This window comes from Pseudarthrobacter polychromogenes, from assembly GCF_014644495.1.
GTDB lineage: Bacteria > Actinomycetota > Actinomycetes > Actinomycetales > Micrococcaceae > Arthrobacter > Arthrobacter polychromogenes.
This window is the reverse complement of sequence record NZ_BMKU01000007.1, coordinates 37,864-51,269: the sequence shown is the minus strand read 5'-3', so window position 1 is coordinate 51,269 and position 13,406 is coordinate 37,864. Positions and strand designations below refer to the sequence as shown.

Genomic DNA, 13,406 nt, shown 5'->3' with positions numbered 1-13,406 from the left:
CGAAAGAACCCGGCCCCGGCGGATGCCGAAGCCGGGTTCTTAACCGGCGGAGAATGGGGGATTTGAACCCCCGAGGGCGTTAACCCAACACGCGTTCCAGGCGTGCGCCATAGGCCGCTAGGCGAATTCTCCAGCTGCTTCTGAATCAAAAGCAGATACTAGATTACCTGATCTTTTCCGCATCGCCCAATTGGCCCCCGGGTGCGCGGCCGGAGGTACAGCCGAAGGTGCTCCCCGCCATGCGGCTTCACGCCTGCGCGGATGCTCTTTAACCACGAAATGGACGCCCCCAACGCGTCCATTCCCCGGACACCGTTGAGCTGCCGGGTCCGGCCCCGTTCAGCCAGGCCACGCAGCTCACAACCTTGAGATTGCCCCAATCGGTGTATATACCAATGATCAAGGGCACCGGCAGGATAAGCAACGACTTTCGTCCACCACGCCCACCCGGTTCCGGCAGGATGAAGCTATGAGCGAGCTGCACGCACTGGTGATCTATGTCCCGCGTACTCACACTGAGGCGCTCCTCACAGCCATCGGCGGCGCCGGAGCGGGCAGGATCGGCAAGTATTCGCACTGTTCCTTCGTCACGCCGGGGACGGGCCGCTTTACTCCCCTGGACGGCGCAGAACCGTACCTTGGACGGGTCGGCGAGCCGGAAGAAGCCGCCGAGGACAGAATCGAATGCGTGGTTGAAGAGCCTCTGTTGGAAGGGGTCATCGCCGCCGTGCGGGCAACGCATCCGTACGAGGAGCCTGCTTTCATGAGCTGGCCGGTTGAAGGCTGGCGACGGACGGACGGCCGATTCGAGTCGGGCAGCAAGTTCGGGTAAAGTGTCTGACGGCCCCTCATGTGGCGTCATCCTGTTGAACTCCCCCAGGACCGGAAGGTAGCAAGGGTAAATGGGCTCTGGCGGGTGCATGGGGGGTCTTTACTATTCCCCCACAGGGCGGCAGGATGTCGGCCCGGATTGGTAGGGTTTTCTCTGTGACAGTTACTACCGCCCTCTACCGCAGGTACCGTCCAGACTCCTTTGCAGACGTTATCGGGCAGGAACATGTCACCGGGCCGTTGATGACCGCTTTGCGGAAAAACCGGGTCAACCACGCCTATCTCTTCTCGGGGCCAAGGGGCTGCGGCAAAACCACCTCCGCACGGATCCTGGCGCGCTGCCTCAACTGCGCCCAGGGCCCCACTGACACCCCTTGCGGGACGTGCCCCAGCTGCGTTGAGCTTGCCCGCGGCGGCTCAGGCTCCCTGGATGTCATCGAGATCGACGCCGCAAGCCACGGTGGTGTGGATGATGCCCGGGACCTCCGCGAGCGCGCTACCTACGCCCCGGTGCGTGACCGCTACAAGATCTTCATCATTGACGAGGCCCACATGGTCACGTCAGCCGGCTTCAACGCCCTGCTGAAGATCGTTGAAGAACCACCGGAACACATCAAGTTCATCTTTGCCACCACGGAACCGGACAAGGTCATCGGGACCATCCGCTCCCGCACCCACCATTACCCTTTCCGGCTGGTGCCCCCTGAGCCGCTGATGGCCTACCTTGAGCTGCTGTGCAACCAGGAGAACGTTCCTGTGGCCCCCGGCGTCCTGTCACTGGTAATCCGCGCCGGCGGCGGTTCCGTCCGAGACTCGCTTTCTGTCCTGGACCAGCTGATGGCCGGTGCAGGCCCGAACGGCCTCGACTACGAACTTGCCGTCGCCCTCCTGGGCTACACCCACGCTTCGCTGCTCGATGACGTGGTTGAAGCCGTGGCCGCATCCGATGCCGCCACCGTTTTCCGGGCCGTGGACCGGGTCATCCAAACCGGCCATGATCCCCGCCGCTTCGTGGAGGACCTGCTGGAACGCTTCCGGGACCTCATCATTGTCCAGGCCATGCCGGAAAGCGCCCAGACCATCCTTCGCGGCATGCCCGCGGACCAGATTGCCCGGCTGAAGAACCAGGCCCACAACCTGGGCGCCGCCGAGCTGTCGCGGGCCGCAGACGTCACCAACACGGCACTGACCGAGATGACCGGTGCCACCTCCCCGCGGCTGCACCTCGAGCTGCTGTGCGCCAGGATCCTGCTGCCCAGCTCTGAGCAGAACGAGCGCGGCATGGCCGCACGGATAGACCGTGTGGAACGCCGGCTGAACTACGCCGGGAACGACGTCGGTGCTCCCGCCGCCCCAGGTGCGCCCCGCACCGCGGCGGACGTTTCCCCCACGCCTCAAGCGGGGGCACTTCCGGCCCCCGCCCCGGCCACAGTACCCGTTTCTCCTGCCCGTCCGGCAGCGGCTGGGGGTTCTGGTGGCGGACAAGCTTCTCCTGTCGCTCCGGCAGCGGGTGGGGCTTCTGGCGCGCCTGCCGCCCCGCCATCGCCTGCAGTGTCCGCCGCTTCGAGCACGCCTGCGGGCACGTCGGCGGCTTCGCCCTCGACGCCGGTTCCTGCCTCGGCGTCGGCCACTCCGCCAGTTTCGGCAGCACCAGCCGCTCCGGCAACGCATGCTGCCGGCCCGGCAGAGGACGCCTCCTCCCCCGCTGGCGCACCCCGCGGCCCGCTGACCGCACCGCGCGTCAGCACCGATGACTGGCCCGTAGAGGATCGGGCGCGGAACACTTCATCATCCACCCCTCCGGCTGGCCGCGGCGCCGATGTGCCCCGCGCCAGCACGGCACAGCAACCGTCCGCTGCGCCCAGTCAGGCACAGGGCGGCAATCCCGGGGCAGCCCCGGGCCCGGTACAGGGTGCAATGCAGGAGCCGGCGGACCGGCCGGCGCCGGCTTCCGGGCCACAGCCCTCCCCTGCCCCTGCCCCGGCCCCGGCCCCCGCCCAGCAGGACAGGCCTGCCCCGGTGGCTGCCGCAGCGGCTGGGCCCATGGGCGATGTGGAGGTCTTGCGCCGTGCCTGGCCGGATGTCCTGCGAACGCTGTCCAAAATCAAGCGCAGCACGTGGGCGCTCGTCGAACCCAACGCCCAGGTGGCCGCGTTCGACGGCCACCTCCTGACCCTGGCCTTCACCACGCCCGGGCTTGCCGGCGCCTTCGGCCGGGCAGACCATTCAGAGAATTTGCGGCAGGCCATCCACAAAACCGTGGGCATCGACTGCCAGATCACTGCGTCGGCCGGCGGCGGCGCGCAGGCGAGCTCTGACCCAGACCCAAAAGTGCCCGCCACCCGGGTGGCCCAGGCAACGTCGGCTGACGTCGCCTGGGGCCTGGCCCCTGCGCCCTCATCGTCACCCGAGCACTCAGTCCGGCAGCCGGAGACCTCAGGCCGCCCCAGCGCTGTGAGCCCGCGAGGCGGTTCGCCAAGTCCGGATGGCGCCAACAGCGCTGCCCCGCAGACCCCTCTGCGGGACGCGCAACAACAGCCCACGGGCGGCGCGGCTGCAGGGGAAAATGCCGGCCGCACCGGCGGCGCCGCACCGGAGCCCGCTGCGGCTCAGGCGGCCGTCCCGGCGAACCCTGGCAGCCAGTTTGCGGAGAGCGGTGCCGGACAGTCCGGCCCCGGGCAGGCGCCCGGACACGTCCCCGCCACTGTAAACGCCTCCCCTGTTGCGGTTCCTGCCGCCCCGGCAGGCGACTACTCCTATTCTGACGACGACTGGGGACCAGCCAGGGACGAGGACGCTCCCCCGCTGGAAGAAGAACCTCCCATGGACTGGGACCCTTCCGCCCAGTCCATGCCGCCGGCGCCATCGGCCGGTACCGGTTCAAGCAGCACCAGTTCAAGCAATTCAGGCACGGGTGGCGTTTCAAGCAGGGCCGGTTCCTCACTGGTCGGTTCTGCTCCGGTCGGCTCCGCCGCCGGTACCACCGCCCACAGCAACGGCCAGCCTGGCGCTGATCCGGCGTCGGCCGCCGGAAGTCCCCACGATCCTTGGACCCGCGCAGTCGAACAGGCACCCGGAGTCTGGGTGGTAGGCGAGGAAAGCAACGTGGGCAAGAGTGCCTCCGCGGAAGGACCCGAAGAGGCACCAAAGCCGCCTGCTCCAACGCCGCACTACGAACCTGCTGCCGCCCAGGTGCCGCCCTCCATCCCGGTCACCAAGGCCGGCTCCAGCCCTGAACCGGACTGGGGCCTGGCGCCTGCTGCCCCGGCTCCCGGCAGCGGACAGCCCGGAGCCGATGATGACGGTCAGGCGCCTTCATCACCGCAGCACGTGCGCGCGCCCGAGTACGCCATGGCATCGGCTGCCTCCGCTGCTGCAGCCCCCTCCGCGCACGCTGCTCAAGCCCCAACGGCACCATCTCCAGCAGCACCGTCCCTACCAGCATCCTCTCCGGCGCCAGCGTTTCCGGCGGCTTCGGTGATCACTGCGGCGGCGCCGGCTGCTCCTGCCAAGGCGGCTCCCGCGAAGGCGGCCCCGGCAAACTCTCCGCAGGGGTCTTCTGCTGCCGCAGCAGAAGCACGGCAGAGCCTGTACCAGCGCTTGTCCAACAGCCCCGAAGCAGAGGCCGGGCGTGCCAAGGCGCCAGCCAGGGCGGTTGCAGCTGCTGCCACCTACGTCCAGGACATCCCCAGCGCCGACGATGAGACGATCGAAGAGTCCGGAGTGTTCGGACGTGCCGCCGTGGAGCGTATTCTGGGCGGGAAGCTAATTGAGGAGCGTTCCCCGGACGGAAGCCCCATCGCGCCGCGGTACTGACCGCGGCCCCGGCGAGCCGGGGGCGCATCTGCAAGTCATTGCTTTACCCGCAAATCACACCAAGCTGAAGAGGGAAACGTGTACGAAGGTGCTGTCCAGGAGCTGATCGACGAGCTCGGACGCCTTCCGGGGGTGGGTCCCAAGTCCGCCCAACGGCTCGCGTTCCACATCCTTGAGGCGGACCCGCAGGACATGAAACGGCTGGTTGAGGCGATCACCACCGTCAAGGAACGGGTCAAGTTCTGCTCGGTGTGCGGCAACGTCACCGAGCAGGAACTCTGCAATATTTGCCGGGATCCTCGCCGGGATCCGGCCGTGATCTGCGTGGTGGAGGAATCAAAGGATGTGCTGGCCGTGGAGCGGACACGGTCGTTCCGGGGCCGCTACCACGTGCTGGGCGGCGCCATTAATCCGATCGCGGGCGTTGGACCAGAACAGCTCCGGATCCGCGAACTGCTGACCCGGCTTAACGACGGCGCCATTCAGGAAGTCATCATCGCCACGGACCCCAATCTTGAGGGCGAGGCCACCGCCACCTACCTGGCACGCATGCTGAAGACGATCGGGATCACGGTGACCCGCCTCGCCTCCGGGCTCCCGGTGGGCGGAGACCTGGAATACGCGGACGAGGTCACCCTGGGACGCGCTTTCGAGGGCCGCCGCAACGCCCTGACCTGACCGGGTACCACCTGACACGGCGCAACAACCTGCGCACCACAACAAGTTCCCCCCCCCACTGCCATGGCTCCAGGCGTCGCCATTCTCCAGCACGCGTGCCCTCCAGCGGCGCATCCCGGGCCTGAAAATGGTCACAATTCAACCCCGGGCTGCGGGCGGCGATAAACTGGAGGAAGAAGTCGCGCCATCGATGGCGTTAGTTCCCAGCGTCAGGGCCAGCACAGCGTTACGGCTGTCTGGCCGGACTCCAATTGATCCAGTGAAGGTACGCGCATGAGTACGCCCACTACCGAAGTGCACAACGCAACGCAGCAGCAGGAGCCGCCCGCCGGCCGTGCGGTGACAAAGCAGCTCATCGTGCAGAAGTTCGGCGGATCCTCCGTGGCGGACGCGGACGGTATCAAGCGGGTTGCCAAACGCGTGGTGGACGCACAGATTGCGGGCAACGAAGTTGTGGTGGTCGTCTCGGCCATGGGTGATACCACTGACGAGCTCCTGGACCTTGCCGGCCAGGTGACAGACTCCGCCCCGGCCCGCGAGATGGACATGTTGCTGTCCGCGGGCGAGCGTATTTCCATGGCACTCCTGGCCATGGCCATCAACAAGCTGGGCGCCTCCGCCCAGTCCTTCACCGGTTCCCAGGCCGGCATGATCACCGATGGCATCCACGGCAAGGCCCGGATCATCGACGTCGACCCCCACCGGATCCGCACCGCCCTGGACAAGGGCAACATCGCTATCGTGGCCGGCTTCCAGGGAATGAGCCGGGCCACCAACGAGATCACCACCCTGGGCCGGGGCGGTTCAGACACCACCGCTGTGGCCTTGGCCGCTGCGCTGGAAGCGGACGTTTGCGAGATCTACACGGACGTGGACGGCATTTACACGGCGGATCCCCGTGTTGTTCCCTCCGCCCAGAAGATTGAACGGATCTCCAGCGAGGAGATGCTCGAGCTCGCTGCATCCGGAGCCAAGATCCTGCACCTGCGCTGCGTGGAGTACGCCCGCAGGTTCGGCGTCCCCCTGCACGTACGTTCCTCATTCAGCCAGCACGAAGGCACGTGGGTCATCCCCAGCGCCGAAGACAAGATCACCACACAAGAGGGAGTTGCCTTGGAGCAGCCAATCATCTCCGGCGTTGCGCACGACCGTTCCGAAGCCAAGGTCACCGTTGTTGGCGTCCCGGACATCCCCGGCAAGGCCGCAGCGATCTTCCAGGTCATCGCCGACGCCCACTCGAACATCGACATGATCGTGCAGAACGTCTCCACCCACGGCACGGGGCGGACGGACATTTCCTTCACGCTTCCCATCGTGGAGGGTGCCGACGCGCTGGCAGCCCTTCATGCTGCGCAGGACCAGATCGGGTTCGAGAGCATCGAGTACAACGAGCAGATCGGCAAGCTGTCCCTGATCGGGGCGGGCATGCGCTCCCACCCGGGCGTGTCGGCAACGTTCTTCAAGGCACTGTCCGACGCCGGCATCAACATCAACATGATCTCCACCTCCGAGATCCGCATCTCCGTGGTGACCCACGCGGACCTGCTGGATGAGGCTGTCCGCGTCATCCACAAGGCCTTTGACCTGGACAGCGAAAGCGAAGCCACCGTGTACGGCGGCACCGGCCGCTAGCCGGAAACGAAAAACCGGGCTCCTTTCCGCCTGTTCGGAGAGGGGCCCGGTTTTTTGTCCTGCTGACGGGATTGCCGGAGCAGCCGGGGTCCGTTCAGCTTTGCTTTTCGAGGTCTTCGCGACGTACGGCGTAGTGATGGCCGGCACCATCGGTTTCCACAACGAAGTGCGAGAGTTCCTCTTCCGAGGCCTGTTCGAAAGCGTCGTGCCTGTGCGTTACCGGCGTATCGGGGTCCAGCCGCGCGGCTGGTCCAAAGAAGAACCGGAGCCTGTCGGTCAGGCCCATGAACCTGTCGACTACATGTGCCACTGTTTCCACCCCCTTCCCGACTATCCGGGGGAAAGAGTTCCTGCCTCCGTGCTGGAGCCAGTGCCCTTATTTTATGCCCGCGGACCGGAAAAGGCTCCCGCCCATACCCGCTTGGGCAGGCTCAGCGGAGCGACTTGTCTTCCGGGTTCCTGGGTACAACGTAGGTGCTGCCATCGGGCCGGGTAACGGTCTCCCACTGCTGGGTCTCCGCCTCACGCTGGGCCAGCAGCCTGCGGTTTTCCTCCGTCATGTCGTGGACAAGGGATGAGCGGTTGGCCGGACCAAAGATGGCCCGCAGCCTGCCGGTGGCCCGCATGAAACGCTGTGACGCGTTTTCCTTACCCTCAGAGTTGCTCTTGCCCATGAACCGGCTCCTTACCTGACATGATTACTATTCGAAGTGTACGCTAATAGTTAGTGCACTAACAATTGGAGGAGCTATGGAGACGGCGACCGGCATCGAGCCGGGGCAGGACGGGGACCTGCTCCTGGAGCACCAGTTGTGCTTCGCGCTGACAGTGGCTGCGCGCAGCGTCGTGGGTGCCTACAAGCCCGTCCTCGAGAGACTGAACCTGACCCACCCGCAGTACCTCGTGATGCTGTGCCTGTGGGAGGCGAGTCCGCGCACGGTCCGGAACATCAGCGATGCCCTTGCCCAGGAACCGGCCACCATCTCACCGCTGCTCCGCCGGCTTGAGGCCGCGGGACTGATCACGCGACGGAGGGCGGACGGCAACGAGCGTGCCCTCGCCGTCGAACTGACCCCCGAAGGCGCCGCGCTGCGCCAGGAGGCCCTCAAGGTCCCGGGAACCATGATGGAACGCCTGGGATTAACCCGCGCCGAGGTCACGGAACTGCACACCTCCATGATGGGGCTGATTGCGGCCACCTCCGGCCAGGAGACATCACCAGAACCGGCAGTAGAATGATGGGATGACGGACAGTCCACGGTCCATGAGGAAGACGGCGCTCGCCCTGCTGCTGGCGGCAACGCTGCTCCCGGCGTGCTCCCCGGACCAGGGCGGAGGCAGCCCTTCCGCAACTCCCACAGCCTCCGCCACTGCCTCGGACAGCCCGTCCGCCGACACCGAGACCTCCGTCCCTGCCCCCGCCCCGGAACCGTCAGCGGCACCCTCCGGGCCCGGGCAGGGCAATGCCGAACTGTCCATCATCGTGACCACCGCAGAGGGAGAACCCGAGACCAGCTACACCCTGGTTTGCACAGACGGAGTCCCTGCTGCCGAGAGCGTGCATCCCGCCGCGGATGCAGCCTGCTCCGCCTTGAAGGAAAACGCGGGGCTGCTGAGCCCCAACACCCCGGGAACCGCGCAGGCCTGCACGCAGCAGTGGGGCGGCCCCCAGAAAGCCACCGTGACGGGAGTTGTGGACGGCGTCCCGGTAGACGCTGCCTTCTCGCGCACCAACGGCTGTGAGATCGGCAGCTGGGATGCTGCAAGGGATGTTCTTGGTGTTGCCGGTGGAGCCTAGGCTCCTCGCGGCGGACGTATGGCAGGAGCTGGAGAAGGCACACCAACTGCGCGTCAGCCGCTACGCGGACCCCTACCTGGCCCGCAGGTCGGCAGGTAAAAAGCATCCGGTGGAGGACTTCCTCTTCACCTACTACACCCAGAAACCTGGCCAGCTGCGCCGGTGGCACCCCGGCGCAGGGAACGTCCTGCTGGGCGGGGAAGCGGCCGGGCGCCTTGGCTGGAAGCACTACCGGCAGCTCGACGACGGCGAGCTTGCCTTCCTGGGGCTGCCGGAAGGCAGCACCGCGGTCACCTTTGACCGGGACGCCTTTCTTGCCGACCGCAGCGAGGCAATCGCCTTTGCGGGCATCATCCTGCGAGGAACTGCAGCGCGCCCCGCCCAGTTTGGCTGCTTCGGGCTGCACGAATGGGCCATGGTGTACCACCAGGACAGGTTCGACCTGCGCCACGAGTACCTGCAGCTGCGGTTGGGGCCGGCCGGCACGGACAAGGTGGTGGAGGACAACCGGATCCGCTGCACCCACTTCGACGCATTCCGCTTCTACACTCCGGACGCCGTCCCGCTGAATGAGTTGGCGCCGAGCCGCGACACCCAGCGGCACCTCGAACAGCCCGGCTGCCTCCACGCCAACATGGATCTGTACAAGTGGGCGTACAAGCTGCTGCCGGCCCTGCCCAGCGAGCTGGTGATGGACTGTTTTGAGTTGTCCTGGCGGATCCGCGCCATGGACATGCAGGCTTCCCCTTACGATCTTGCGGAGTGGGGCTACCCCGCAATTCCCATCGAGACGCCGCAGGGCAAGGCCGAGTATGTGGAGCACCAGCGCTCCTTTGCCGCGGAAGCGGCTGCACTCCGGGAGAAGCTGGCCGTGGAACTGGATGCACTGCCCCGGACGGTTCCGGCGTGATCGACCTGACCGTCAGGCTCCGGGAAGATCCTGCCGCCGTCGAACATGTCTTCCGGCTGGTGGCCGACGGCGGCCGCGCCCAGCCGGCCACCACCCTGCCGGACCCTGATGCGGCCCTGGCCGCGGTGGAAAAGTACGGCGAGGGCATCTTCTTTCCCAAGCCCGGCCCACCCCGGTTGTGCACCCAGCAGTACGGCGGACCCCAGGTAGCCCTGGTCACGGGCATCTTTCATGGGCGCACCGTTGATTCCGTGTTCACACGCACGGATGGCTGCGAAATCTCGCGCTGGAATGCCATGGCGGCGTTGCTTGGGAGCGGGGGCGGAGCCTAAGGAAGCTCGTAAGGCCGGTTAGACACAGGACAGGACCCCGGGCGGTTGAAACGCCCGGGGTCCTGTCCTCATCTATAGCGTCAGGCTGCTACGCCGCTGGTACGGCGTCTGCGAACGCCACCTGCGGAGCCCCGGCAGGGGCAGCAGGCGCAGCGCCCACCTGGACGTTGACCCAGGTCCTGATGCCGTTGCCGCCCAGGCTGAGCCGGGACAGGTAGGCACCCTCGGAGAGTCCCGTCCAGGACACCGTGGCCGAGGTGGCAGTTCCGTTGGGAGCCACGATCGGGTTCGGTTCCACAGTCAGGTTGCCGGCGTCACCCGCGAAGGTCACGGCCTGGACGGAGGCACTGGCCGGTCCGTTGTCCGGAGTGGAGTACAGGTTGACTGCGAGGTAGTACGTTCCCGCGCGCGGAGACTCCAGGTTCAGGAACTCACTGGCGGAAGCCGTCGCCACCTGGGTGGCTGTGAGTCCACCCGAGCCATTGGGTGCGTAGACCACCATGTCCCAGTCGACGTCGTCCGATTGCGCCTGGACACCCAGCCGGGCAAAGGATGCTCCTTGCGGAACCGTCACCTGGAGGAGCGCGTTGTGGTCATCGTTCCGGGGAGCGTACTCACCGGGTGTCTTGGTGATGGCGGTCTGGCTCAGCGGTGCCAGGCCTTCCACGCCCACATCGATGGGGTTGTCCGAACCTGACACCAGTTCCATCGTGCCGCTCCCGCTGCCCGTGGCCGAGCTGAAGGAGAAGGACGGAGCGATCTGTGCATCAACGGGCCGGATGGCGATGGGCGAGCTGACCGTGCGGGGGCCCTTCCAGGTGAGGGTGCCCGTGCTGAACTTGCCTACCGGAGCGCTGGCATTCCGGATGGTCAGGGTGACCTCGCGGGTCTGTCCTGCCTTGGCGAAGTTCAGTGCTTTCGGCTCCACCTGGATGTTGAAGCCGGGCATGTTGACCTCCGGCCGGTACATGCCCGGAACCAGCGCGGTCAGCTGCCGCTTGACCTGCACTTCTCCCACCAGGCTGCCGAGCGCAACGGACGGCAGGTTCAGGTCGCGGGCAGCGATGGTACCGGCCTGCGGTGCGCCGGTGTCCACGCCCTGCCCGTTAAGGAAGCCGAGCCAATCCTTGATGCCCGAGTTGTAGACCAGGCCCGGATCCAGGACGCGGGTTGAGTCGATGTGCCCCGCGCCGCCCTGGAAGGGATCGGCATTGGGCGAACCATCGGCGTTGACCAGCGGGTAGGCGGTGGTCATCATGGCCGACTTGACCGTGGCGGGAGACCAGGTGGGCTGCTTGCCCAGGACCAGCGCAGCGAATCCGGCGATATGCGGGGCAGCCATGGAGGTGCCTGACATGAAGCCGAACTGGTCGCCGTCGTTACCGATGGTGGAGACGCCCGCCAGGACGTTGACGCCCGGTGCTGCGATGTCCGGTTTCAGCAGGTCTCCGCCGGCGGCGAGGGTGGGGCCGCGGGAGGAGAAACCGGCAATCTGCGGCGCCGGGGCCGGCGGTTCACCGGTCAGGTCGCCCTTGACCAGGCTGACGGTCAAAGCGGGGTTCGCTTCCAGCTTTGACTTCAGTTCCAGGCTCTTGGGCGCATTGACGTGCACGGTGGGCAGCACATGGTTGTCTGCATCTTCGGAGCTGCTGGTGAGGTTCACCAGGACCATACCGAGGCCGCCCTTGTCCTGGACTTCCTGGCTCTTGGCCGTCCTGTCCACCACGCCGCGGTCGCAGACAACAACCTTGCCTGCCACCTTGTCCGCATCCAGGCTGCCGGGGCCGCAAAGGTTGGCGTTGGTTACTCCCGCCGCTGCGGCAGCAGCCGCAACCACCACAGGCTTGTCAGCCACTTCCGACTTCATGATGGAGGCTCCGCGGTACAGCGAGCCGTCAGAAACCTTGACGGTGCCCAGCAGGTCACTGGGGAACGTCGATGCGGCAACCGTGGTCAGCCAGGGCGAGGCATGGTTGACAGTGGACACGGTGGGGCCGGAGTTGCCGGCCGAAGCGGAAACGAACACGCCTGCAGCTGCTGCGTTAAGGAACGCCAGGGCCACGGGGTCGGCGGTGTTGTTGTTATTGCCCGAGATGGAGTAGTTCAGGACATCCACGCCGTCCTTGATGGCGGCTTCCACTGCTTCCACGGATGCCGAGGAGTAGCAGCCGCCGGTGTCCGGGTTGGTGTCTTCCCAGCAGACTTTGTACACCGAGACCTTGGCTGCGGGGGCAACGCCGGAGCTCTTGCCGAAGCTTGCGCCGTCGATCACCTGCTCCACATTGGCGTTGCCGGCCGCGGTGGTGGCGGTGTGGGTTCCGTGGCTTCCGACGTCGACAGGCGAGATGAGTTCCTCGGGCGCACGGTTCTCCGGGGCCACGTACTGCATGAAGGTATCGGCGAAGTACCTGGCCCCGATGACCTTGGAGTTGCACAGGGAGCCGTCGAAGGAGGCCCCCGTCCCCTGGCCTTTCTGGCATTCTCCTTCGAAGGTGGTGCCGTCAGCCTTGAGCATGGCGATCCGACCCTCAGCGGTGCGGTAGGGAACGCCCACCTGGGCAGGACCGGTCAGCGGCTGGACCGGTTCGCCTTGCAGGAAGGGGTTGTCCGGCGCGTAACCGGAGTCGATGACTCCCACAACCACACCCTTGCCGGCGTTCGCTTCGCCGCCGAACTGGGTTGCCCAGACCCCATCGGTGCCGGTCAGCTTCAGGAAGTCGGTGGTGGTGTAATCCGGGGCGTTCTCCACGTCCGGGGCCACAACCAGCACGCGGTCGTCTTTGGACAGCTCCATGGCCTGGGCGGCGGTCAGTTCTGCCGTGAAGCCATTGAGGGCAGCGGTGTACTGCTTTCCAGGGGTTACCCCCTGGCTGGCGGCGACCTCCCGCTGCTGCTTGCGGAGATGTGCGTCATAGGCCCTGTAGTTGGGGCCGCCGGCGTCCAGCTTCCGCCCCTTCTCGGGCTTGGTTGCGCCAAGTCCGGGCGTCTCCCCCTCATAGGCGGCCGCTGCAGCGCCCGCCAGGACAACGATGTAGCGTCCATCCTTGAAGTCGGCGGGTGCATTCTCCTTGGCCGTCACTGCCTTGTCCTGCCCGGCCGGCGCCGCGGTGGCGGGAGTGATGGCCATCGAGGTGAGGAGTAGCGGCAAGCCCACGGCAAGCGCCGCTGCCTTCCGGAGTCCCCCGCCCCGCATGGGGCTCTTTCCAGTAGATCTCACGTGCAAACCTTTCACGATGTACCGGCCCATCCACGGTTGGGGGCCCGAAAAGACATGGCATGGCACGCGAAGTTACAGATCTTGTCATTTCGTGAGACCAGCCGATCACAGAGTACAGACTGATAGCTGAATATGACATAGGACACAAAAGTGAAAATTCCGCCAGTCATACGCCGGCAAGCCGGGGACCTG

At 66.2% G+C, this 13,406-nt stretch carries 11 protein-coding genes, 1 tRNA gene and 1 other RNA gene; 9 read left to right on the top strand and 4 right to left on the bottom strand.

All coding sequences use genetic code 11. From position 1 onward, the window contains the following. Positions 1 to 47: 47 nt before the first annotated feature. A tRNA-Ser gene (locus IEX43_RS12375) sits at positions 48 to 132 on the bottom strand. Between the two features lie 337 nt (positions 133 to 469). On the opposite strand from IEX43_RS12375, the gene IEX43_RS12370 reads away from it, so the two are divergent. The 5 genes from IEX43_RS12370 (at position 470) to IEX43_RS12350 (ending at position 6,957) form a co-directional block, all read left to right on the top strand. Continuing rightward, complete coding sequence (locus IEX43_RS12370; RefSeq protein ID WP_188811429.1) at positions 470 to 832, top strand: YqfO family protein; 363 nt, start codon at positions 470 to 472, stop codon at positions 830 to 832. Positions 833 to 839: 7 nt separating this feature from the next. Beyond that, positions 840 to 936, top strand: an RNA gene (gene ffs, locus IEX43_RS12365) — signal recognition particle sRNA small type. A gap of 21 nt (positions 937 to 957) precedes the next feature. Further along, complete coding sequence (locus IEX43_RS12360; RefSeq protein ID WP_188811428.1) at positions 958 to 4,647, top strand: DNA polymerase III subunit gamma and tau; 3,690 nt, start codon at positions 958 to 960, stop codon at positions 4,645 to 4,647. 78 nt (positions 4,648 to 4,725) lie between these two features. Further along, positions 4,726 to 5,325, top strand: a complete 600-nt coding sequence (recR, locus tag IEX43_RS12355; protein WP_066273645.1) for a recombination mediator RecR — start codon at positions 4,726 to 4,728, stop codon at positions 5,323 to 5,325. A gap of 273 nt (positions 5,326 to 5,598) precedes the next feature. Next, on the top strand, positions 5,599 to 6,957 hold the full coding sequence (locus IEX43_RS12350) for an aspartate kinase (RefSeq protein WP_066273644.1): 1,359 nt from the start codon (positions 5,599 to 5,601) through the stop codon (positions 6,955 to 6,957). A gap of 94 nt (positions 6,958 to 7,051) precedes the next feature. On the opposite strand, the gene IEX43_RS12345 is transcribed toward IEX43_RS12350, so the two are convergent. Then, on the bottom strand, positions 7,052 to 7,267 hold the full coding sequence (locus IEX43_RS12345; RefSeq protein WP_188811426.1) for a hypothetical protein: 216 nt from the start codon (positions 7,265 to 7,267) through the stop codon (positions 7,052 to 7,054). 121 nt (positions 7,268 to 7,388) lie between these two features. Further along, on the bottom strand, positions 7,389 to 7,631 hold the full coding sequence (locus IEX43_RS12340) for a hypothetical protein (RefSeq protein ID WP_188811424.1): 243 nt from the start codon (positions 7,629 to 7,631) through the stop codon (positions 7,389 to 7,391). 76 nt (positions 7,632 to 7,707) lie between these two features. On the opposite strand from IEX43_RS12340, the gene IEX43_RS12335 reads away from it, so the two are divergent. Genes IEX43_RS12335 through IEX43_RS12320 form a run of 4 tightly spaced genes read left to right on the top strand, consistent with a single transcriptional unit; the run spans position 7,708 to position 9,997 of the window. Beyond that, on the top strand, positions 7,708 to 8,196 hold the full coding sequence (locus IEX43_RS12335; RefSeq protein WP_188811422.1) for a MarR family winged helix-turn-helix transcriptional regulator: 489 nt from the start codon (positions 7,708 to 7,710) through the stop codon (positions 8,194 to 8,196). 4 nt (positions 8,197 to 8,200) lie between these two features. Then, the gene (locus IEX43_RS12330; RefSeq protein ID WP_229666443.1) at positions 8,201 to 8,755 is read left to right on the top strand and encodes an SSI family serine proteinase inhibitor; all 555 of its coding nucleotides are present in this window, start codon (positions 8,201 to 8,203) and stop codon (positions 8,753 to 8,755) included. Continuing rightward, positions 8,727 to 9,665, top strand: a complete 939-nt coding sequence (locus IEX43_RS12325; RefSeq protein ID WP_188811420.1) for a 3-methyladenine DNA glycosylase — start codon at positions 8,727 to 8,729, stop codon at positions 9,663 to 9,665. The genes IEX43_RS12330 and IEX43_RS12325 overlap by 29 nt, the downstream gene beginning before the upstream one ends. Further along, positions 9,662 to 9,997: a serine protease inhibitor gene (locus IEX43_RS12320; protein WP_188811418.1), complete on the top strand. Its 336-nt coding sequence runs from the start codon at positions 9,662 to 9,664 to the stop codon at positions 9,995 to 9,997. The genes IEX43_RS12325 and IEX43_RS12320 overlap by 4 nt, the downstream gene beginning before the upstream one ends. An 88-nt stretch (positions 9,998 to 10,085) precedes the next feature. Here IEX43_RS12320 and IEX43_RS12315 read toward each other — a convergent pair whose 3' ends face one another. Further along, positions 10,086 to 13,190, bottom strand: a complete 3,105-nt coding sequence (locus IEX43_RS12315; RefSeq protein ID WP_188811662.1) for a S8 family serine peptidase — start codon at positions 13,188 to 13,190, stop codon at positions 10,086 to 10,088. Between the last annotated feature and the right edge of the window lie 216 nt (positions 13,191 to 13,406).

Bases quoted from the DNA above. Each gene is read 5' to 3' on its own strand.
- IEX43_RS12370 (WP_188811429.1), top strand. From the start codon at position 470: ATGAGCGAGCTGCACGCACTGGTGATCTATGTCCCGCGTACTCACACT.
- IEX43_RS12360 (WP_188811428.1), top strand. From the start codon at position 958: ATGTCGGCCCGGATTGGTAGGGTTTTCTCTGTGACAGTTACTACCGCC.
- IEX43_RS12350 (WP_066273644.1), top strand. From the start codon at position 5,599: ATGAGTACGCCCACTACCGAAGTGCACAACGCAACGCAGCAGCAGGAG.
- IEX43_RS12340 (WP_188811424.1), bottom strand. From the start codon at position 7,631: ATGGGCAAGAGCAACTCTGAGGGTAAGGAAAACGCGTCACAGCGTTTC.
- IEX43_RS12335 (WP_188811422.1), top strand. From the start codon at position 7,708: ATGGAGACGGCGACCGGCATCGAGCCGGGGCAGGACGGGGACCTGCTC.
- IEX43_RS12330 (WP_229666443.1), top strand. From the start codon at position 8,201: ATGACGGACAGTCCACGGTCCATGAGGAAGACGGCGCTCGCCCTGCTG.
- IEX43_RS12325 (WP_188811420.1), top strand. From the start codon at position 8,727: ATGTTCTTGGTGTTGCCGGTGGAGCCTAGGCTCCTCGCGGCGGACGTA.
- IEX43_RS12315 (WP_188811662.1), bottom strand. From the start codon at position 13,190: ATGCGGGGCGGGGGACTCCGGAAGGCAGCGGCGCTTGCCGTGGGCTTG.